Source organism: Flavobacterium sp. UW10123 (genome assembly GCF_040538975.1).
Classification (GTDB): Bacteria; Bacteroidota; Bacteroidia; order Flavobacteriales; family Flavobacteriaceae; genus Flavobacterium.
The window spans coordinates 1-20,805 of record NZ_JBEWQE010000014.1 but is presented as its reverse complement, the minus strand read 5'-3'; the positions used below and the strand labels follow the sequence as shown (position 1 = coordinate 20,805).

The window sequence follows — 20,805 nt, the reverse complement described above, 5'->3', positions numbered from 1 at the left end:
CTTTTCATTACATAAAATATTTATGCATTTTATTGCTAAATAATTACATTTACAAAAAAATGTAATTATGGTATTGAGCAGATTTTGGTTAGTTATTTTTATTTCTTCGATTCTTTTTATTGTAGTCAGTTTATTTACTGCCAATACTTATACCATTGATTCTGTTTTGAATGGAAAAAAAGACGATCCTGTTTTAGTTTCGGAAAAATACGTTGAAGAACTTCCTGCTTTCATCAAAGACAGCATTAAAAAAGCGCCAGACCAAACCATGATTATCAATCGTGATACGCTAAACGCCGACACGACTTATGTTTACAAAAACAAAACGGTAAAAATTTACAGCGGTCTTCAAAAATCAGACGGATTACTGCCAACTTGTAAAAGCACTTTAGTCGATTTAATTTTACCACTTATTGCCTATTTAGCTTTTTTCTGCGGACTAATGGAACTTCTAATTGTTTCCGGAGCTTCTGGAAACCTGGCAAAAGCTTTGAGTCCAGTATTTGTGAAAGTGTTTCCAAGTATTCCTAAAAACCACCCTTCGATTTCTTATATGACCTTGAACTTTGCTGCCAATTTCTTGGGATTAGACTCGGCTGCAACACCGTTTGGACTGAAAGCAATGGAAAGTTTACAGGAAATAAATCCCGAAAAAGACAAAGCCAGTGATGCTCAAATCATGTTTATGTGTCTCCATGCTTCTGGATTAACGTTAATTGCAACTTCCATTATCGGTTATCGCGCTGCTGCAAATGCCAGCAATCCTGCCGATGTAATGCTGCCATGTATCATTACATCGTTTATCGGAACTATTGCAGCTTTCTTAATTGTGGGAGTAAAACAGAAAATCAATTTCAAAAGTGCTTCGCTTTTAATTGGTTTAATGGGACTAATTGCTGCAATTGTTGGTTTATTGATGTATGTAAATCATTTGGATTTAATTGGCAAAAACTACTTTACTTCTAATCTTTCTGGATTAATATTATTGGCGATTATTGTTTTTACGCTTATTTTTTCATTCAGACATGAGAAAAAGTTTAAAGACGCAGATACAACTGTTTTTGACACTTTTGTAGTAGGCGCTAATAACGGAGTTAAAACGGGAGTTACGATTTTTCCATACGTTTTAGGAATGTTAGTTGCAATTTCTCTTTTTAGAAACAGCGGTTTATTTGAAATCATCAGCGATGCAATCGGGTTTGTTTTTTCAAATATGGGCGTTAGTAAAGAAATTACAAATGCGTTGCCTGTAGCCATGTTGCGTCCGTTTAGTTCTGCAGGTTCAAGAGGTTTCTTAATTGATTCTATGAATACATTTGGGGCTGATTCTCTGACCGCTAGATTGAGCAGTATTTTCCAATGCAGTGCCGAAAGCACTTTTTATGTAATTGCCGTTTATTTTGGTTCTGTAAATATCAAAAACACTCGCTATGCTTTAGGTACAATGCTTTTAGTTGATTTAGTCTGCGTAATTACAGCAATTTTTGTGGCAACTTGGTTTTTCTAAGACAAACAAAGCATCAAAATAATTGCTTCTTATTTTTCGTAAATATCTTTAAAACAACAAATAATGATTGTTGTTTTAAAGTTTTTATATAAGTAGCCTCTATGGATTAGATGCATTATCCTACATTATTTTTTCATTTTTTATAAAAAACCTCTTATAATTTTATACTTTAGCCTTCTAACATAAATAAAACAATTAAATATTCCCCCAAATATGTTTAAATGGTTTTTAAATAAAAAAAAGGAGCCTAAGAGTTCCGAAAAAATCGAATGCGTTGAAGAGCCAAAACCTACAGAAAAGCCTGTAGCAGCACAAAATAAATTCGACACCAACAAAATCGACTGGCTAATTAATGATTCGCTTCTTGCCTTTATGCCTCGCGAGTTATTTATGCACTATTCTGATTCCACAACGACAAAAAATCCTCAGGATCCTTCTTGGCAAAATCAAGGATTATACTTTTGGAGAGAGAAAGAAGCTTTTGAAAACAAATCGCTTCCAGAGTTTTTTGAAACCATGGAACAGAAATTATTTATTATCAATGAAGTGCCTGATTATATTTCACTAGTTTCAGGAAAAGCGATGCCGTGGTTTGGAATGCCTGGAGGTGGTGAAAAATTCTTTTTCAGATATGATGAAACCACTCCTGTTACTTTAGAAGAAGCCTACAAACTCAATGTTATAAACTATGTTGAAATAGTAGAATTGAATCATGACAACCTTAGTGTTTTAAATGACAGGGATAATTATTGCTTTTTGATTGATCCTTATGAAGTGAAATACGAAGACCAGCTTTTTTATCTTAACGGAGAAAAAATCTCATTGGCAGAACTTTATCAAAAAAAGAAACTTTTAGTTTTATCTGTTGAATAAAATCATTTGAATTATAATTATGAAAATCCACACTCTTTTCTTCCTGCTTGTTTTAATAGGATGCCAAAAAACAAAACCGACAGATGCAGCCCCAATTGCAGAAATCATAGAACCGCAAGAAACATTGGAGGTTACAAACGATGAAAAAATCATTAAAACTGATACTGTATCTATTTATACTGACGGAACAGAATCTTCTACAGATTATATCTTGGCGCATTTAGTAGATCAGCAGGCAGACAAAGACAGTATTGTTACAGTAAAATATCGATTGGATTTTTATCAGAATAAAAATAAAACTACATCTTCAAAAATAGCTATCAAAGGTTTTCAAAAAGGATCAGAATGGATGGCTTCGTACGGATTGACATCTGAAAGTTCAAAAAATTCTCCATTTATACAAATCTCACTTGGATATCCTGCATGCGGTTATTCTCATGACCACTATCTGTATTACCTAAAAAACAGCACATTACAATTAGTGCACCAATGGAGTACAATGACTGATAGCGGCTGGGGAAGCTGGGTAGAAATTGAAAACCCTTCTACCAGTTCTGACCCAAAATCCTTTTATTGCAAAACTGTTGCGTTTGTACCTGCAGACGAAGATGAGAACGTAGACATGGGAATACTTACTCACTCAGACTCAATATCTTTTGAGCTAAAAGACAGCAAATGGAAAAAAGTCTTGCTTTCTGCCAAAGACAAACCTTACTTTGAAAAAAAGATGACGTTTGATCAATTCAATAGCGTCGAATAAAAATCATAAAACTGCTCAAGAGTTCTTATTCAAATTCTTTCTTAGGTAAATAATTTCTAAATTTGTAAAAAAACAAGACTAATGATTGATTTTATATACCAAGATCCTTATCCGATCTTAAAGGATGATACGCAGTACCGCAAAATCACTTCTGATTTTGTAAAAGTTGAAAAATTTGGAGAACGTGAAGTTTTGACCGTTGATCCAAAAGGTTTGGAATTATTGGCTGAAGAAGCTTTGACCGATGTTTCGTTTATGTTGAGAACTTCTCATTTACAAAAATTGAGAAAAATTCTAGACGATCCAGAAGCAACAGACAATGACCGTTTTGTTGCTTACAATTTGCTTCAAAACGCATCTGTTGCGGCCGAAGGTCAGTTGCCAAGCTGTCAAGATACTGGAACTGCTATTGTAATGGCTAAAAAAGGCGAAAGCATTTTTACTGGCGTTGATGATGCAGAATGGTTAAGCCGTGGTATTTTCAATACCTATCAAAAAAGAAACTTACGTTATTCTCAGATTGTTCCGATTTCGATGTTTGAAGAGAAAAATTCAGGATCAAATCTTCCGGCACAAATTGATATTTATGCTAAAAAAGGAACTTCTTACGACTTTTTGTTTATGGCAAAAGGTGGAGGATCTGCAAACAAAACATACTTGTACCAGCAGACAAAATCTTTATTGAATGAAAAATCATTAGACGAATTCATTCGAACAAAAATCAAAGATTTAGGAACTTCGGCTTGTCCCCCATACCACTTAGCTTTAGTGATTGGTGGAACTTCTGCCGAAGCAAACTTAAGCGCTGTTAAAAAAGCTTCTGCTGGATATTACGATAATCTTCCAACTACAGGAAACATGGCGGGTCAAGCTTTCCGTGATCACGAATGGGAAGAAAGAGTTCAAAAAATCTGTCAGGAAAGTGCTATTGGAGCGCAATTTGGTGGAAAATATTTCACTCATGATGTACGTGTAATCCGTTTGCCTCGTCACGCAGCTTCTTGTCCAGTCGGATTAGGAGTTTCTTGTTCTGCAGACAGAAATATTAAAGGAAAAATTACAAAAGATGGAATTTTCGTTGAGCAATTAGAAGTAAATCCAAAACAATTTTTACCAGAAACAGCTCCGCATTTAGAAGCTCCTGTAGAAATTAATTTAGATCAGCCAATGGCAGAGATTTTGGCTAAATTATCTCAATATCCAGTTAAAACACGTTTAAAACTAAACGGAACTGTAATTGTTGCTCGAGATATTGCTCACGCAAAAATCAAAGAATTGTTAGACGCTGGAAAACCAATGCCTGACTATTTCAAAAATCATCCAGTATATTACGCTGGCCCAGCAAAAACTCCAGACGGAATGGCTTCAGGAAGTTTCGGACCAACAACTGCTGGTCGTATGGACGTTTATGTAGATGAATTCCAGAAAAATGGAGGAAGCATGATTATGCTTGCAAAAGGAAACCGTACTAAACAAGTTACGGATGCCTGCAACAAATATGGTGGATTCTACTTAGGTTCTATTGGAGGTCCTGCTGCTATTCTGGCTCAAGATAACATCTTAAAAGTTGAAGTTGTTGATTTCGAAGAATTAGGAATGGAAGCTGTTCGTAAAATCACAGTTAAAGACTTCCCTGCGTTTATTATTACCGACGATAAAGGAAATGACTTTTTTGCTAACTTATAAAAGTGTTTTGCCACAAAGACACTAAGTCACAAAGTTTTTTATAATAAAAGCCACCTATTGGTGGCTTTCTTTTTCCCTTCTTCCAAAAAAAATCTTAGCGTCTTAATGACTTTGTGGCAAACTAAGCACTTAAATCTTGTTTTTCGAAAGCTATAAAATGCGATATTTCGCCTTTCAAGTTATAAACTGGCGAAGCATCTATTTTACATTTATAAGTCTGCCCATTTTTTCTATAATTTTCTAGTGTTTTTGCAAAAGGAATTTGCTTTTTTACTGCTTCTCTAATTTCTTTTAAATCTTTTTGGGAAGTAGCTGGGCCTTGAAACATTTTTGGAGTTTTCCCCAAAACTTCCTCCTCTTTATACCCCGTCATTTTTTTTATTCCGCTTGACGCGAAAACTATTCTCAAATCTAAATCTGTGACTAAAACCACTTCATTTTTGATTCTTTCCTGAATATTGAGCTTTTTTTCATCCCAGATAAATTCATCTGAAATTTTGCTCATTCTTTTCAAATCAGCGCTTAGTCCTTTTAACTCATTTAGATATTCATAATGAAAATCCCAAGATAGAATTGGGACAGAATTTCGTTGCAGTGAATCATCAGAATTTTTATTTTTCATATCAAAAATAATTCAGGATGTTGATAGATCTTTTTTCTCAAAGATACAGGAAAAATCTTGTTATTAAAAACTAGAAGTCTTAATATACGATTAAAAAAAGTTATCAAAATGTAAACTTTAACTGTACCACAACGGCTTTCTTTACTTCTGTATTCAAATTGCTTAATGAAATTCCGAGCAGCCTTACCGAATCTTTCATTTTTTCCTGATACAGGAGTTCTTCAACATTCTCCATAATCAAACTTTTATCAGAAATAAAATACGGCAGGGTTTTACTTCTTGTCTGTTGCGAAAAATCGCTGTATTTGATTTTAAGTGTAATTGTTTTTCCTGAAACATTATGCCTCTTTAAGCGTTTTTCTAACGAAACCGCAATTCGCTCCAATTGTTCCATCATAAAAATTTCGGAAGACAAATTCACGTCAAAAGTGTGTTCTGCTGCTACAGATTTAGCAATTCGAGAAGATTTTACTTCACTATTGTGAATACCTCTCACGACATGATAATAAAACGCACCAGATTTTCCGAAGTGCTTTTCTAGAAATTCCAAAGATTTACTTTTCAAATCGGTTCCTGTGAAAATTCCGAGCTGATACATTTTTTCCGTCGTCACTTTTCCGACTCCATAAAATTTGCGAATGGGTAAATCTTCTAGAAAAACTTCCACTTCGTCAGGATTAACTGTTTTTTGTCCGTTTGGTTTGTTATAATCACTCGCAATTTTGGCAACAAATTTATTTACTGAAATGCCTGCTGAAGCTGTTAGTCCTACTTCATTAAAAATTCTTGTCCTAATTTCTTGAGCCAAAAGACTTGCGCTCGGATTTCCTTTTTTATTTTTAGTTACATCCAAATAAGCTTCGTCAAGCGAAAGAGGCTCGACCAAATCGGTATATTCATGAAAAATCTTATGAATTTTGGATGAAATCTCTTTGTATCGGTCAAATCTTGGTCTCACAAAGATAATTTCTGGACAGTATTTTTTTGCCAAAGTTCCGCTAAGAGCGCTTCTGACACCAAACTTCCTAGCTTCGTAACTTGCCGCCGAAACCACACCTCGATTCTCTGAACCTCCAACCGCAACTGGTTTTCCTCTTAGCTCTGGGTTGTCCATCTGCTCTACCGATGCATAAAAAGCATCCATATCAATGTGAATTATTTTACGATATGTTGGTGTTTCAGACATATTGCAAATTTAAAAAGGAAAAACAATAAAAAAACGCTGTAAATAGTTATAAATCATATCAATTTTTAAAGAATGTGAATTCGATGAGTCCAAACCAATTATTCTTTCTATTTTTGTTCTTCTACTCGAAAAATTAAATAATGCGAACATTTGTTATAGGTGACATTCACGGCGGATTACTTGCACTTGAACAAGTACTCGAGAGAGCCAAAGTTACTACAGAAGATACTCTAATTTTTTTGGGCGATTACGTTGACGGCTGGAGTCAGTCTGTTGAAGTAATTGACTATTTGATTGATTTAAAAAGCAAACAAAATATCATCTGCATAAGAGGAAACCATGACCAACTTGCTTTGGACTGGCTTGAAGAAAGACACGATGATTTTGATGAAGAAATGTGGTACAAACATGGCGGGAAAGCTACTGTTGAAGGTTACGCTAAAATTTCTGAAGAGAAAAAGAAAACCCATATCGAATTTCTAGAAAATCTTCAGGATTATTATCTTGACGATCAAAACCGCTTATTTGTACATGCTGGTTTTACTAATTTGAATGGTGTAAAATGGGAATATTTTTCGAAACTATTTTACTGGGACAGAACACTTTGGGAAACAGCCCTTTCATTAGACCCAAAATTAAAAGAAGACGACATACACTATCCTAAGAGATTTACCGTTTACAAGGAAGTTTATATTGGTCATACCCCAGTTACCCGAATCGGCGAAACGGTTCCTGTAAATAGAGCTTGTGTCTGGAACGTAGATACTGGCGCAGCATTTAGAGGTCCGCTTACGATTTTAAATGTCGACACAAAGGAATACTGGCAAAGTGAACCGTTGAACGAACTCTATTTTAACGAAAAAGGTAGGAATTAATTTATTTAAAAATTACATTTGCGCCACAATAATTAATATTAAATTTTTATGAAAAAGGTTATTACACTTTTGTTTTTAGTGACATTCGGATTTGTTAATGCTCAAGAAGCTTTCAAAGGAAAGGGAGATATTAAAGTAAACGTAGGAGCTAATTTACAAGATGGTGGTTCTGGAATTCAAGGTTCTGTTGATTTTGGTTTAGGAGAAAATTTCTCTTTTGGTTTTGTTGCTAACTACATACTAGGATTTGACAATTTTAACGGTTTCTACCACGGTAGTACAAATGCTTACTACGATGCTGAACCAGATTTTGGTGATCGTTTTGATGCAAAAGCAAGAATCAATGCTAACTTATCTAGTGTAATTGGCGTTAAAGAATTGGATGTTTACCCTGGATTAAGCTTAGGTTTACATAATTTTGGAGGTCATGTTGGAGGTCGTTACTTCTTTACAGAAGGATTTGGAGTTTTCACAGAAATCGGATTCCCAATTGCAAAATATGGTTCAAACAATGATCCTTTTTATCATTTGAATAATCAAGCTACTTTTAGTTTAGGAGCTTCGTTTAATTTATAATATTTTCTTAGGTTCAAAGGCTCAAAAAAGCAAAGGAACAAAGTTTTTATAAATAGAAAACCGCCCAATGGGCGGTTTTTATTTTTTGCGTAACAAAAATTTATGATCTGCTGAACTTTCTTTTTATTGTAGCCATAAACTCATTAAGGGTAATTCCATTATTTTCAATTGAATTATCTTCTACTAATTCTGAAATATCTTTTTCCCTATATGGCACAAATAAAGACAAATACCAGCTACCTGTACTTGTAATTGAACTTCCATTTAAAAATAACGTCAGAAGATAAAAGAACATTAAAAGCCTAACAAAAACAAAAAACTTTCTATAACCTTTACTTAAGTCATTCTTTTTGTTTTCCGATATCGCTTTAATGGTAAAATATATTAATTGAACAATAAAAACTAGTATAAGAATATTTGGCAAATATCTTAAACTTTTAAAGTCAACTAACAACATTAAAAATAATATTGCCATTGAAGTTGCTGTACTTGCTATAAACAAATAACTTCCCCATTTTATATCGATTTCAAACTTTTCCAAAGGCGTATTTTTTTAAATCACAGCAAATGTAAAGAAAAGACTATTTAAATTCTTCGAAATTGATTAAAATAAAAAGAGAACCTTCTCTTAAGAAAGTTCTCTTATCTAAATTTATTTTTAGCACTTCAACTTTTAGCCTCTGTACCTTTGAGCCTTTAAACCTTAAAAAACCATCTCAGGAATTTCGCCTTCAATGATTAAATCGGCTTCGGTTGACGCGATGATGTGCTCAACTGAGACACCTGGCGCTCGTTCTAAGAGCTTAAAACCTTTTTCTGTCACTTCGAGAACCGCAAGCTCAGTTACGACCTTTCTAACGCATCCTACGCCCGTTAATGGTAAAGTACATCTTTTTAAGATTTTTGACTCTCCCGCTTTGTTTACATGCATCATGGCAACGATGATATTTTCGGCGGAAGCCACTAAATCCATTGCGCCTCCCATTCCTTTTACCATTTTACCTGGAATCTTCCAGTTTGCGATGTCTCCATTTTCAGAAACTTCCATGGCTCCTAGAATCGTCAAATCTACTTTTTGGCTTCGAATCATTCCAAAACTGAAAGCCGAATCAAAGAAACTTGCACCCGGAAGTGTTGTAATAGTTTGTTTTCCCGCATTGATAATATCCGCGTCTTCTTCACCTTCAAACGGAAAAGGTCCCATTCCAAGAACACCATTTTCACTTTGAAATTCTACTGCAATATCTTCTCTAACGTAATTTGCTACCAAAGTCGGAATTCCGATACCAAGGTTTACGAAATAACGGTCTTTTACCTCTTTTGCAATTCGTTTTGCTATATCTTCTTTACTAAGTGCCATAATAATGTGTCAATTAGAGAATTTGATAATTAGATAATTCTTTACACGATGTATTTAATTATCTAATTGTCACATTTTCTCATTATCTAATTTCTAGTTCTTACTGTACGTTGTTCAATACGTTTCTCAAACTTTTCTCCTTGAAAAATACGTTGCACCATAATCCCCGGAATATGAATCTGATTTGGGTCTAAAGTTCCAACTGGAACCAATTCTTCTACTTCGGCAATTGTGATTTTTCCAGCTCCAGCCATACAAGCATTGAAGTTTCTGGCTGTTCCTTTGAAGATTAAATTTCCAGCTTCGTCACCTTTCCAAGCTTTTACTATTGCAAAATCGGCTTTGAAAGCTTCTTCCATGATATGCATTTTCCCGTTGAATTCACGAGCTTCTTTTCCTTCAGCCACTTCAGTTCCATAACCTGCTGGTGTGAAGAAAGCTGGAATTCCTGCCTGCGCAGCACGACAGCGTTCTGCCAGAGTTCCCTGTGGAGTAAGTTCTACTTCTAATTCTCCAGAAAGCATCTGACGTTCGAATTCGGCATTTTCTCCCACATAAGAAGAAATCATTTTTTTGATCTGCTTTTTCTGCAACAACAATCCCAAACCAAAATCATCTACTCCTGCATTATTAGAAATACAGGTTAAATCTGAAATTGATGTGTTTACCAACGCTGCAATTGTATTTTCAGGAATACCGCATAATCCGAAACCTCCAAACATGATGGTCATGCCGTTTTGAATTCCGTCAATAGCTTCCAGAACACTATTTACTTTTTTTGTTATCATAACAAACTATCTTTATTGCTGAATATTTTTGATAAAAATAAGATTTTTAGATTAAATTATATCGATTTCGTAAAAATAAAACCAAAATAAAAATCCCTTTACTCATCTTATAAAAGAATTGTAAAGGGATTGAAATATAATTAGATAGGCTTTATTGCAACAATGTTACAATTCAAACTCGTCAGTATTTTGTTCCGTTTGTGTAGTGTCTTTTACTACAGCAGGTCTTTGATAGCAATCTACTTTTATTGAAAGATTTGCTGGGCGTTCAAATTCAGCTTTTGAAATCTGAAGATCTTTATCGGCATAACACTTTTTCATATAATAACCCCAAACTGGTAAAGCTGCTGTAGCTCCTTGTCCGTAAGTCAAACTTTTGAAACGTGCTGAACGATCTTCACATCCAACCCAAACTCCAGTTACTAAGTTCGGGACCATTCCCATAAACCAACCGTCAGATTGATTTTGCGTTGTTCCTGTTTTTCCCGCAATTGGATTTGTAAACATGTACGGATATCCTGTCCAACGATTATCTCCGCTTCCACCGCCTTGCGTACGTAAACGTACACCAGAACCACTTTCTGTTACCCCTTGAAGCAATTTGATTACTGCAAAAGCAATATCTTTATTTAAAACGTCGTGAGACTCTGGAATCGGCTCATAAATAACCTCACCACTTTTGTTCTCAATTCTGCTTAAAAACTGCGGTTTTACATAAACTCCTTGGTTTGCAAATGTACTATACGCCGCAACCATATCTTCAACCGTAATATCAACCGCGCCTAAGGCAATTGAAGGTTGTACTGGAATTTCTGTTTTTACTCCTAATTTCTTCGTCAACTCTACAACTGCTTCAGGACTTGTTCTGTCAATTAATTTAGCCGAAACTGTATTAATAGAAGCCGCCAAAGCTTGTTTTAAAGTTACCATTCCACGGTATTTGTAATCAGAGTTTCTTGGTTCCCAATCTTCTGTTACGTGGTGGCGTCCTTTGTGAATCATAAACGGACCATCCAAAATAGAATCGCAAGGAGACATATTCAGTTCTTCGATAGCAGTTGCATAAACGAAAGGTTTGAAAGTAGAACCTACTTGTCTTGCTCCCTGCCCTACGTGATCGTATTGGAAATATTTATAGTTAATTCCTCCAACCCAAGCTTTAATTGCTCCTGTCTGAGGTTCCATTGACATTAAACCAGATTGTAAAAAGTGCTTGTAGTAACGAATAGAATCTAACGGAGTCATTGTAGTATCTCTTTCTCCTTTCCAAGTAAATACACGCATTTTTGTTTTTACTTTGAAGGAAGCAATGATATCATCTTCGCTTTTATCCATTTCTTTCATCTGAGCCCAGCGAACAGAATTCTTCATCGCCTGCATCATGATTCTATCTGTCTCAGCTTGCGTAATATTTACAAAAGGAGCATTTTTATTGTTTTTTTGGTCAATATAAAACTGTTGTTGAAGGTTTTGCATGTGTGCTGCAACAGCTTCTTCAGCATAAGTTTGCATTCTAGAATCTATTGTAGTATAGATTTTAAGACCGTCTTTGTAAATATCGTAGTCAGATCCGTCTGGCTTCTTGTTTTCTGCCACCCATTTTTTCATGTAATCACGAAGATACTCTCTAAAATAAGTTGCAATACCTTCACGGTGGCTTTCCAGTTTAAATTTCAAAGTAATTGGCAAAGCTTGAAGTCTTTCTTTTTCAGCTTCTGAAATCATTTTTGCTTTTGCCATTTGAGATAAAACCACATTACGACGGTTTTTAACTCCCTGCGGATTTCTCACCGGATTATAAAGACCTGAGTTTTTGAACATTCCAACCAAAATAGCCGATTCATCTACGGTTAAATCTTTTGGATCTTTAGAAAAATAAGTCTGCGCTGCAGAACTTACTCCAACTGAATAATTTCCGAAATCATAAACGTTGCAATACATCGCTAAGATTTCATTCTTAGTATATTGTCTCTCCAAACGAATGGCAATAATCCATTCTTTTATTTTTTGCACAATCCTAAAAGGTAAAAACTTAGATCCTTCACCGTGAAACAACTGTTTTGCAAGTTGTTGTGTTAAGGTACTTGCTCCTCCATTTGTTCCTAAGCTAAAAACAGCTCTTAAAGTTCCACGTCCGTCAATTCCTGAATGTTCGTAGAAACGTGCATCTTCAGTGGCAACAAGAGCCTCCACCAAGTTTTTAGGCAAGTCTGAATATTTAAGCTGAGATCTATTGGTTTTGAAATATTTACCTAACACCACTCCGTCAGAAGAAATAATTTCTGTGGCAAGGTTAGAATCTGGATTTTCTAAATCTTCAAACGAAGGCATAGACCCAAATAAACCCCATGAGGCAAATAAGAAGAAAGCTAAAACTCCTAATAAAGAGTAGGCAAATACTCTCCAGAATTTCTTCTTGTAATAATTAATATCCTTAGTTTTATTTGATGGATTGTTTTTTTTAGCAGCCATAACTATTTTTCTAATCTTTTTGTTCTATTCTAAAACCAACGTCTGTAATTCCTTGTAAAGCTTCAACTCCAGGAATTTTACCCGATTGTCTAACAGCTTGTTTGATGTGAACTTTGTATTTTCCTCTAAACTTTACATCTTCTTTGTAATACAGTTTACTTTCTTTTATATCCGAAAATCCGTTTCCAAGTAATGTTCCGTCTGGCTCAGCCATTTGATATTCTAAGGTATCCACTTTTGTAAATCCGTTTGGCATTTCTATTGAAACAATCAAAAACAAATTATTAAACGGATAATTGTTGTTATCTCGTATGTTTACAAAAGCATTGTATCTTTTTGTAGAATCTAAAACTGGCAGATCAAAAGTTATGATACTGTCTTTATGCCAGGCACTTCCAACAGATTTATACTCATCGAATACTCTTTTTTTATCGCAAGAAAAAAGAAGTATCGCTGCCAACAGAAGAATTCCGCTATTTTTTATTCTCATTTTTAGTATTCGTTATTGGTTTTCTAGGTTCAGCAGGTTTATTTTCATTAGAATTCTGTTTATTCGGATTGTTTTTATTCGAATTATGCTTCTTCTTATTCTTATTTGGATTGTTTGGCTTATTTGCATTGCCATTGTTCGCGTTTCCATTATTCGGATTATTATTTCCTGCTGGTTTAGCGTTATTGGCATTTTTTTCCTGCTGTGGTTTTACTGGAGTTGCAACGCCAGCTGGTTCAGCGTTTTGTTTACGCTTGCGATTTGGTTTTTTCTTTCTTTTTGGCTGGTCGAAACGAGTTAAACTCTCTTGTCCCATTGCGTTGTTGAAGTCTTTTTCTGGTTCTGCAACTACCTCAACAGCAAAATCTTCTAAAGAAGAAACCTTATTTTTTTGTTTATTTTCAGCAATAATTTCTTTAACCTGATCAATTTTTAAAACGTGCCAGTTTGCAAAGTTATTTGTGTAAGCAAACCACATTAATCCCTTAAAAATATCCTGTTTCTGACAAACGGCATCACCTTTTTCAGTGATTAATTTTGTGTCGTAATCTGGAAAATCTTTTAGAGCATCCATGTAAGTATCTAACTCATAGTTCAGACAGCATTTTAACTTTCCGCATTGTCCCGCCAATTTCTGTGGATTCAAGGATAACTGCTGATAACGCGCTGCTGAAGTATTTACACTTCTAAAATCTGTCAACCAAGTCGAACAGCAAAGTTCACGTCCGCATGAGCCAACTCCACCTAAACGAGCAGCTTCCTGACGGAAACCAACTTGCTTCATTTCTACTCTAGTGCTGAATTCTTTAGCAAAATCTTTAATCAGCATTCTAAAATCGACACGATCGTTTGCTGTGTAGTAAAAAGTCGCCTTTGAACCGTCTCCTTGAAATTCGATATCCGAAATTTTCATTTCCAATTTATGCTGAATTGCCAATTCACGTGCACGAACTTTCATTGGTTCTTCGCGATCGCGGGCAACAGACCAAATATCGATATCTTTCTGAGATGCTTTTCTGTAAATTTTTGGAACGTCGTTACTTTCGTAATTCACCCCTTTTTTCTTCATTTGAATCTTTACCAATTCTCCTGTAAGAGTCACAATTCCAATATCATGTCCTGGCGAAGCAACAGTTGCTACAATATCGCCAATACTTAAAGTTAATTTCTCCGAATTTCTAAAAAATTCCTTACGTCCGTTTTTAAAACGAACCTCAACACAATCAAAAATCGCCTCTCCATTAGACGGACTCATGTTAGAAAGCCAGTCAAAAACCGTCAATTTATTGCAGCTATCGGTGCCGCAAGTCCCATTATTTTTACAACCTTTTGGTGCGCCACCATCTGAGGTTGAACAACTTGTACATGCCATAATTATATATGTAGTGCTGCCAAAACGCAGCTTAAGTTCATAAACGTTTGATCGGTAAAGATAGTATTTTTTTTATTTTGCTTTTTATGGATAAAAACTAAACGGCTGTTAAATAAAAAAACATGTTTTTTTGTACGTAAGTTTTTCCCAAATTACTCCTACTTCTTCTTGTTATTATACTAATTCTCTAAAAATACCTTCTTCTGAAAGTTTTATAACATAAAATGACATTTTAATTTTTTATCCTGAAATATATTTCCCATTTTTATGTTTTATCTTACAACATGATTTAAAAAAGCCCAATTTTAGGCCTGATCAAACTAAATCTTTCATTTTAAAAATCTTTCAAATGCAAACACAAAACCAGATTGAAAATTTCCTTTTTCAAGGAAAATTTGACGAGGCCAGAGAATGTCTAAATAACGGAGAAAAATTTAACGAACAATATCTAAAAAACAATTTTTCGCAGATTGTCGCCAAAATTATAGATGCCAAAGAAATTGACTTCATCGAAAAACTAATAAAAGCCGGATTTATTGAGACTGACATTTACGAATTGGACAGTTTTGATCAATCTATTTTCAAACCATTGAGTTTATATTTAAAAGATGACGAAGATTCGATTGCTTTTTTTAAAGAATTAATGTCAAAAATGGACAATATCAACGACGAAATAAGCGACAAAACTCTTCTTGGTTATTTTCTTGAGAAAGGAGCTTCGCCAAAAATAGTTAAAGTTTTAGTTGATGATTTTGGAGCTAACACTCAGTATAAGAACAATGCAGGAGAAAATTTCATCTACACGATTTTGAATACTTATGGTCTAGATCCTGAAAAAGTAAAAGAATATATCACTATACTTTTAGAAAATGGCGTTGACATTAACGAAAAAAATATTGTGGGCACAACGCCGTTAATCTGCGCTGTTAAAAGAAACAGAAAAGAACTTTTGCCATTTTTATTAGAAAATGGAGCAGATCCAAATGAAACTGATAATCAGGAAAACAGTACTTTTTATTACGCTGCAGCCGAACAGTTTTCTTTTCCGATGTACGAACTTTTGGCAGAATCATCATCAGCTAATTTTAATAATATCAATAAAAATGGAAAAACTTTACTCACAGAGTTTATCCGAATGATGTCTGATTCTGAATATGATTTGAATTCATTACAAAGATTATTGTCAGATGGAGCCGATTTAAATCACAGCGCTGAATATTATGGAAATCCGAAATCGGGTATAGATTATATTGTTGAGAAAAAATCGGGTATTTTAAAATCGGTACTTGACAGCGGATCTGTTGATGTTAACGAACAAGACAATCAAGGAAACACCGTTTTGCATAAAGTTTGCGCCTTTAATGTCAATTATGATGCAGAAATGGCAAAAGAAACCTATAGAAAAGTAAAACTGCTGTTAGACCAGGGCGCCGACATTTCGATTACAAACGATAAAGACGAAACTGCCTTGATGCTCGCTTCTGGAGACAACCTCAAGATCAAAACCGTTGAACTTTTAATGAAACAATAAAAAGACCATTTATCTAAAATTACTCAAACATGTCAATGTCATTTATACTTGCCTGCGAAAACGGGAACCGAAAAATAGCCGAATTGCTGCTTCAAAATAAAGAAGTAGACGTAAAATATACTGACGAAAAAGGAAGAACTGCACTTCATTATGCAGCGCACCGAGGTTATCTCGATATTGTGAAAATTCTAAGCGAAGAAGGTGCCGATATTAACTACGAAGATCATCAGGGAGAAACACCTTTGTATTTTGCCTGCCTTCAAAAACAAAAACAAACTGCATTACATCTTTTAGAATATGGAGCAGAAATCAGTAAAAATGATAAATATGGAAATAGTCTGCTGCATTTAGTAGTTCAGACGGCTCAAATTGAAATTGCAACAAAGTTGCTTCAAGCTGGAGTCGATGTTAATTTATTGAATAACAATGGAGAAACTCCGCTGTTATTGGCTTCGGCAAAATTAAATAGAGAAATTATTCAATTGCTTTTAGACAATGGCGCCGATATAAACGTAACCGATAAACAGGGAAACACGCCACTTATTTATGCTTGTTACACCAAATCGATTCCGATGGTGACATTGCTTTTAGATAACGGTGCCGATATAAACCATATGAATCATTCGGGTGAAAATGCACTTTTAATTGCTTGTTATGAAACTAATAGAATGTTAGCTAAACTATTGATTGAAAGAGGTGCAGATGTATTTACTTCAAGCAATACTGGATATTTTCCTATTTGGTACGCTTGCGCGAATAATCAAAAGGAAATCGTGGCTTTGTTTCTAGAAAACGGAGTTGATGTGAATTACAGTAAACCAGTCGCTGGCGACACTTCTTCGATGAATGATTATTTGGATTGGATTGTAAGTGCCACAAATATTTCGAACGAATCGAGTTTTACTTTAAACAGTTCATATAATTATGGCGGAGAAAGTCTGCTGCATGTAGCAACCAAAAAAGGAAACTTAAGCATGGTTAAATTGCTTATCGAAGCTGGAGCAAACATCAATATTCAAGACGAATCTGGAAATACACCGCTCCATTATAGCGCCGCAAACGGAAAGAAAGATGTTGTAAAATATTTATTGGACAATAAAGCCGATGCGTCAATTGTAAACGTAAAAGAACAAAAAGCAATAGATTATTCGAATGTAAAAGGCTTTAATGAAATTACAGAACTGATTTTGAAATACGCTCCGTCAGGAACTGTTGTAAACCCGATAAATACTCCACAACAACCCGAAGCACCAAAAGTAGAAGCTTCAAGTTCGATGGAAGCAAAGAAAAAGGCATTATTAGATTTAAAGGAACTTCTAGATGCCGGAATCTTGACTTCGGAAGAATTTGATGCCGAGAAAAGTAAAATTTTAAAAGGATAAATATAAATAAACACAAAATGAAAAAAATCTTAAATGCCACAACTCTATTTTTAGTATTAATTGCCGGAAGCTTAGTTTCTACATCTTGTACCAATCTTTCACCAGAAAAAACCTTTGAAATTGCTGCTTTAAATTCGAATTTATTATCTCGTTTTGGAAGTAAAGAAATCAACGAAAAGCTGCAATCTGAAGCACAAGTTTATGATGAAACACAAAAAAAGATGATTCCATCTACTTATCAAGATTCTTTTAAATATGATATAACGAATTTAGAAACGCGATTAAAAACGATTCAGGACATACCGGAAGATGAAGACAACAAAGAGCTTCTTCAGGCATCGAAAGACTTATTTACCTATGCAATTGCAAAACAAAAAGAAGGCTATTTGCCAATTGCCAAGCTGAAAGATGAAAAAGCTTCTCCAGAACAAATTGAAAAAGCAATTGCTGATTTTGACGCTTCAACTCAAAAAGATATAGATGCGAAGTTTACCAAATTGATGAATGTTGCACAAGCTTATGTGGATAAACATAATATTAATGCTAAAATTGGGATTTAATAATTTTGAAAAAACTTTAGTTGAAAGAATAAATATCAGTCAAAAAACAAGACTGATATTTATTCTTTTTGACTAAAAAAGTATCTCATTCCTTGAATTATAAAACTAAAACCCATCAAAAAAGTTCTTAACTTATGATAAAAAACTACCTTTCAATTATTAGAATAATTCTACTACTATTTATAGTCATTGGTTGTAAAAACTCTAAAAGTGATAATAGAGAATTGAATACAGAAGTTACAGAACTAAAAGACATTCCAGAAGTTGGAGAGTCACCTATTGAAATCAAAAAAGATGTTGAAGATTTTATACCCAAAAACTACGTTCTATTCGAGAAATATTATGGCGATCTAAATAAAGATGGTTTAGAAGATTGTGTTCTAATTATCAAAGGTACCGATAAGAGCAAAGTAATCCAGCATGAATATCGAGGCGAATTAGACCGAAACCGAAGGGGAATCATAGCATTATTAAACAAAAAAAACGGTTATGAATTAGCCACTAAAAATTACAATTGTTTTTCTTCTGAAAATGAAGATGGCGGTGTTTATTATGCTCCAGAACTTGACTTTGAAATAAAAGGTGGAAAATTATATATAAACTACGCTCACGGAAGATACGGTTATTGGAATTATACTTTCAGATATAAAAACAATGATTTAGAATTGATTGGCTACGATTCTAGCGAAAACCATGGCCCGATAGTTCTTTATAAAACCAGTATAAACTTTTTAACCAAAACGAAAATAGAAAGTGAAAACATAAACAGAAATGTGGAAGACAGCGAAGAAGTCTTTGAGAAAACCGAGATGAAAATAAAAAGATCAAAATTGATTAAATTATCTGAAATCAAAGATTTTGATGAGCTGCATCTTTACGATGAATAATAAAACCCTATTTTGTTAATACTACAAATAGGGATTATGTTTTAAAAACACATTTCTCAGGTCTCCTTAACCGTAATAATTTTCACTGGACAAGCTTTTGCAGCCAATTCACAGCTTTCAACAATAGCATGATTAGGAGATTTTAGAGTAAAAAATCCTTTTGCATTTTGCGAATGAATGAGAACCGATTTTCCGTCTTTTTTTGACATTTGAAAATGAACAGGATCCATTTCGACACAGTAATTACAGCCGATGCACTTATCTCTTTGTAAAGTTATGACAACCATTACGCCTCAACAATTTTATATAATTTGTCAGACATTCTGATTCGGAATGGCAATTTAAAACTGCAATCATCCCCTTTCGTAGCTTTTTCACCAGCAATATCATTTACAAACATTTCATCGATAATCATTTCCTGAGCGCCCGTGCTTGGCCCTGTGACTAAGATTTTATCTCCGATTTTAATATCATAAGCTTCAATCTTAAACTGTCCAACCTCAGCTTTTGGAAAATAATGGGTTCCTTTACCCACATAAACCTTCTTTTGTGTTGCTGCAGATCCAGGAATATCGCTCCACTCGCCTAATTCTTGACCTAGATAATATCCAGACCAGAATCCGCGATTGTAAACCGTTTCTAAAGCTTTCATCCAAACTCCAGTTTTTTCTTTTGAAAAAGTTCCATCGTAATACGCATCAATTGCCTCACGATACGTTTTGGTTACCGTTGCCACATATTCTGGCGCACGGCCGCGTCCTTCGATTTTTAAAACTTTAATTCCAGAATCGATAACCTGATCTAAGAAATCCAATGTACATAAATCTTTTGGCGACATCATGTATTCGTTATCCAATTCGATCTCAAAACCTGTTTCCTGATCAATAACCGTATATTTTTTTCGACAGTTTTGTTTGCAAGCACCTCGATTGGCAGATGAATTATGCGAATGCAGACTCAAATAACATTTTCCTGAAACCGCCATACACAAAGCCCCATGACCAAAGATTTCGATTTCAACTAAATTTCCGTTTGGACCTTTTATCTGTTCTTTTTCAATTTGGTCTGTGATATTTTTTACTTGACGCAAACTCAATTCACGACTTAAAACCATTGTATCAGCAAACAAACTATAGAATTTTATGGTTTCAATATTCGTCACATTTAACTGTGTTGAAATATGAACTTCTATTCCGATAGATCTTGCCATTGCAATTACGGCTTGATCTGAAGCAATGACAGCTGTAATATTGGCTTCTTTGGCTTTTGTCAATAATGTTTTTACAACTGATAAATCATGATCGTAAATAATCGTGTTTAAAGTCAGATAGCTTCGAACGTTTTTGGCTTCACAACGATTGGTGATTTCTTTTAAATCATCAATTGTAAAATTTACAGTCGAACGTGCACGCATGTTAAGCTGTTCACTCCAAAATATACGGAATCTGCACCATTATCTAAAGCAGCCTGAAGTGACTCAAAATCTCCCGCTGGAGACATAAGTTCAATTGTATCGTTAATTGTCATTTTCGATTTATTATTCAAATGACAAAATTAATATGGGTATAGATTAGATTTCTATGATTTTTATCATGTCTATATTTTAAAAATTATTCGCAGTATATTATTAAAAAAGTCCCACGATTGAAACCGTGGGCTTTGTTTTTCTTTACATATCTATTTTCAAATATAGCCCGTGGTTTTACCACGGGAAACATATTGTCGTGCATTTCAAATTCAATATTGCGAAATACATAATCGTTGCGGACATTCTTTGTGTTCCTGCGGTTGAAACCGCAGGCTATGTTTTTCTTTGCGTATATATTGTCAAATATAGCCCGTGGTTTCAACCACGGGAAACGTATCGGATTCAATCCA

The 20,805-nt window shown here is 34.5% G+C and carries 20 protein-coding genes and 1 pseudogene; 10 read left to right on the top strand and 11 right to left on the bottom strand.

Going from position 1 to position 20,805, the window contains the following annotated elements; translation table 11 throughout:
- The first annotated feature begins 67 nt into the window (after window positions 1–67).
- From ABXT06_RS16740 to ABXT06_RS16725, 4 genes are all read left to right on the top strand, one after another.
- Complete coding sequence (locus ABXT06_RS16740) at window positions 68–1,507, top strand: spore maturation protein (protein WP_354591754.1); 1,440 nt, start codon at window positions 68–70, stop codon at window positions 1,505–1,507.
- 213 nt (window positions 1,508–1,720) lie between these two features.
- A complete protein-coding gene (locus ABXT06_RS16735; protein ID WP_354591753.1) occupies window positions 1,721–2,380 on the top strand; it encodes a hypothetical protein in 660 nt (219 codons plus the stop codon).
- A 19-nt stretch (window positions 2,381–2,399) separates the two neighbouring features.
- A complete protein-coding gene (locus tag ABXT06_RS16730; RefSeq protein ID WP_354591752.1) occupies window positions 2,400–3,140 on the top strand; it encodes a hypothetical protein in 741 nt (246 codons plus the stop codon).
- Between the two features lie 81 nt (window positions 3,141–3,221).
- Window positions 3,222–4,826, top strand: coding sequence for a fumarate hydratase (locus tag ABXT06_RS16725; RefSeq protein WP_354591751.1), 1,605 nt, complete (start codon window positions 3,222–3,224; stop codon window positions 4,824–4,826).
- Between the two features lie 121 nt (window positions 4,827–4,947).
- On the opposite strand, the gene ABXT06_RS16720 is transcribed toward ABXT06_RS16725, so the two are convergent.
- Entirely contained in the window at window positions 4,948–5,448 is a 501-nt protein-coding gene (locus tag ABXT06_RS16720; RefSeq protein WP_354591750.1) for a PAS domain-containing protein, read from the bottom strand.
- Between the two features lie 103 nt (window positions 5,449–5,551).
- Complete coding sequence (gene dinB / locus ABXT06_RS16715) at window positions 5,552–6,634, bottom strand: DNA polymerase IV (protein ID WP_354591749.1); 1,083 nt, start codon at window positions 6,632–6,634, stop codon at window positions 5,552–5,554.
- Window positions 6,635–6,774: 140 nt separating this feature from the next.
- On the opposite strand from dinB, the gene ABXT06_RS16710 reads away from it, so the two are divergent.
- Together ABXT06_RS16710 and ABXT06_RS16705 are read left to right on the top strand one after the other, a co-directional pair.
- Window positions 6,775–7,509: a metallophosphoesterase family protein gene (locus tag ABXT06_RS16710; RefSeq protein ID WP_354591748.1), complete on the top strand. Its 735-nt coding sequence runs from the start codon at window positions 6,775–6,777 to the stop codon at window positions 7,507–7,509.
- A gap of 48 nt (window positions 7,510–7,557) precedes the next feature.
- A complete protein-coding gene (locus ABXT06_RS16705) occupies window positions 7,558–8,085 on the top strand; it encodes a DUF6646 family protein (RefSeq protein ID WP_354591747.1) in 528 nt (175 codons plus the stop codon).
- Window positions 8,086–8,185: 100 nt separating this feature from the next.
- On the opposite strand, the gene ABXT06_RS16700 is transcribed toward ABXT06_RS16705, so the two are convergent.
- The 6 genes from ABXT06_RS16700 to ABXT06_RS16675 form a co-directional block, all read right to left on the bottom strand.
- Window positions 8,186–8,626, bottom strand: a complete 441-nt coding sequence (locus ABXT06_RS16700) for a hypothetical protein (RefSeq protein WP_354591746.1) — start codon at window positions 8,624–8,626, stop codon at window positions 8,186–8,188.
- Window positions 8,627–8,788: 162 nt separating this feature from the next.
- Window positions 8,789–9,445: a CoA transferase subunit B gene (locus tag ABXT06_RS16695; RefSeq protein ID WP_354591745.1), complete on the bottom strand. Its 657-nt coding sequence runs from the start codon at window positions 9,443–9,445 to the stop codon at window positions 8,789–8,791.
- Between the two features lie 86 nt (window positions 9,446–9,531).
- Window positions 9,532–10,233, bottom strand: coding sequence for a CoA transferase subunit A (locus ABXT06_RS16690; protein WP_354591744.1), 702 nt, complete (start codon window positions 10,231–10,233; stop codon window positions 9,532–9,534).
- Between the two features lie 165 nt (window positions 10,234–10,398).
- The gene (locus tag ABXT06_RS16685; RefSeq protein WP_354591743.1) at window positions 10,399–12,705 is read right to left on the bottom strand and encodes a penicillin-binding protein 1A; all 2,307 of its coding nucleotides are present in this window, start codon (window positions 12,703–12,705) and stop codon (window positions 10,399–10,401) included.
- A gap of 10 nt (window positions 12,706–12,715) precedes the next feature.
- A complete protein-coding gene (locus tag ABXT06_RS16680) occupies window positions 12,716–13,195 on the bottom strand; it encodes a gliding motility lipoprotein GldH (RefSeq protein WP_111368181.1) in 480 nt (159 codons plus the stop codon).
- Window positions 13,179–14,567 carry a PSP1 domain-containing protein gene (locus ABXT06_RS16675; protein WP_119793473.1) on the bottom strand — a complete coding sequence of 463 codons (1,389 nt, stop codon included), beginning with the start codon at window positions 14,565–14,567 and terminating at the stop codon, window positions 13,179–13,181. The genes ABXT06_RS16680 and ABXT06_RS16675 overlap by 17 nt, the downstream gene beginning before the upstream one ends.
- 349 nt (window positions 14,568–14,916) lie before the next feature.
- Between ABXT06_RS16675 and ABXT06_RS16670 the strand changes: the two genes are divergently transcribed.
- The 4 genes from ABXT06_RS16670 to ABXT06_RS16655 all read left to right on the top strand — a co-directional run bounded on the left by ABXT06_RS16670 (window position 14,917) and on the right by ABXT06_RS16655 (window position 18,927).
- Window positions 14,917–16,098 (top strand): ankyrin repeat domain-containing protein, encoded by a 1,182-nt coding sequence (locus ABXT06_RS16670; RefSeq protein ID WP_354591742.1) that lies wholly within the window; start codon window positions 14,917–14,919, stop codon window positions 16,096–16,098.
- A gap of 35 nt (window positions 16,099–16,133) precedes the next feature.
- Window positions 16,134–17,480 (top strand): ankyrin repeat domain-containing protein, encoded by a 1,347-nt coding sequence (locus tag ABXT06_RS16665; RefSeq protein WP_354591741.1) that lies wholly within the window; start codon window positions 16,134–16,136, stop codon window positions 17,478–17,480.
- 17 nt (window positions 17,481–17,497) lie between these two features.
- Window positions 17,498–18,040 (top strand): hypothetical protein, encoded by a 543-nt coding sequence (locus ABXT06_RS16660; RefSeq protein WP_354591740.1) that lies wholly within the window; start codon window positions 17,498–17,500, stop codon window positions 18,038–18,040.
- 134 nt (window positions 18,041–18,174) lie between these two features.
- Window positions 18,175–18,927, top strand: a complete 753-nt coding sequence (locus tag ABXT06_RS16655; RefSeq protein ID WP_354591739.1) for a hypothetical protein — start codon at window positions 18,175–18,177, stop codon at window positions 18,925–18,927.
- Between the two features lie 56 nt (window positions 18,928–18,983).
- Here ABXT06_RS16655 and ABXT06_RS16650 read toward each other — a convergent pair whose 3' ends face one another.
- From ABXT06_RS16650 to ABXT06_RS16640, 3 genes and pseudogenes are all read right to left on the bottom strand, one after another.
- Window positions 18,984–19,214 carry a ferredoxin gene (locus ABXT06_RS16650; RefSeq protein ID WP_111425357.1) on the bottom strand — a complete coding sequence of 77 codons (231 nt, stop codon included), beginning with the start codon at window positions 19,212–19,214 and terminating at the stop codon, window positions 18,984–18,986.
- Window positions 19,214–20,454: pseudogene (locus ABXT06_RS16645) on the bottom strand (peptidase U32 family protein). Before ABXT06_RS16645 ends, ABXT06_RS16650 begins: the two are co-directional and overlap by 1 nt.
- Before the next feature lie 83 nt (window positions 20,455–20,537).
- Window positions 20,538–20,805, bottom strand: a 268-nt coding sequence (locus ABXT06_RS16640; RefSeq protein WP_354591738.1) for a hypothetical protein, incomplete at its 5' end; no start/stop codon positions are given.

Bases quoted from the DNA above. Each gene is read 5' to 3' on its own strand.
- ABXT06_RS16690 (WP_354591744.1), bottom strand. From the start codon at position 10,233: ATGATAACAAAAAAAGTAAATAGTGTTCTGGAAGCTATTGACGGAATT.
- ABXT06_RS16735 (WP_354591753.1), top strand. From the start codon at position 1,721: ATGTTTAAATGGTTTTTAAATAAAAAAAAGGAGCCTAAGAGTTCCGAA.
- ABXT06_RS16730 (WP_354591752.1), top strand. From the start codon at position 2,400: ATGAAAATCCACACTCTTTTCTTCCTGCTTGTTTTAATAGGATGCCAA.
- ABXT06_RS16660 (WP_354591740.1), top strand. From the start codon at position 17,498: ATGAAAAAAATCTTAAATGCCACAACTCTATTTTTAGTATTAATTGCC.
- ABXT06_RS16725 (WP_354591751.1), top strand. From the start codon at position 3,222: ATGATTGATTTTATATACCAAGATCCTTATCCGATCTTAAAGGATGAT.
- ABXT06_RS16685 (WP_354591743.1), bottom strand. From the start codon at position 12,705: ATGGCTGCTAAAAAAAACAATCCATCAAATAAAACTAAGGATATTAAT.
- ABXT06_RS16710 (WP_354591748.1), top strand. From the start codon at position 6,775: ATGCGAACATTTGTTATAGGTGACATTCACGGCGGATTACTTGCACTT.
- ABXT06_RS16675 (WP_119793473.1), bottom strand. From the start codon at position 14,567: ATGGCATGTACAAGTTGTTCAACCTCAGATGGTGGCGCACCAAAAGGT.
- ABXT06_RS16705 (WP_354591747.1), top strand. From the start codon at position 7,558: ATGAAAAAGGTTATTACACTTTTGTTTTTAGTGACATTCGGATTTGTT.
- ABXT06_RS16655 (WP_354591739.1), top strand. From the start codon at position 18,175: ATGATAAAAAACTACCTTTCAATTATTAGAATAATTCTACTACTATTT.
- ABXT06_RS16695 (WP_354591745.1), bottom strand. From the start codon at position 9,445: ATGGCACTTAGTAAAGAAGATATAGCAAAACGAATTGCAAAAGAGGTA.
- dinB (WP_354591749.1), bottom strand. From the start codon at position 6,634: ATGTCTGAAACACCAACATATCGTAAAATAATTCACATTGATATGGAT.
- ABXT06_RS16680 (WP_111368181.1), bottom strand. From the start codon at position 13,195: ATGAGAATAAAAAATAGCGGAATTCTTCTGTTGGCAGCGATACTTCTT.
- ABXT06_RS16670 (WP_354591742.1), top strand. From the start codon at position 14,917: ATGCAAACACAAAACCAGATTGAAAATTTCCTTTTTCAAGGAAAATTT.
- ABXT06_RS16720 (WP_354591750.1), bottom strand. From the start codon at position 5,448: ATGAAAAATAAAAATTCTGATGATTCACTGCAACGAAATTCTGTCCCA.
- ABXT06_RS16665 (WP_354591741.1), top strand. From the start codon at position 16,134: ATGTCATTTATACTTGCCTGCGAAAACGGGAACCGAAAAATAGCCGAA.
- ABXT06_RS16740 (WP_354591754.1), top strand. From the start codon at position 68: ATGGTATTGAGCAGATTTTGGTTAGTTATTTTTATTTCTTCGATTCTT.
- ABXT06_RS16650 (WP_111425357.1), bottom strand. From the start codon at position 19,214: ATGGTTGTCATAACTTTACAAAGAGATAAGTGCATCGGCTGTAATTAC.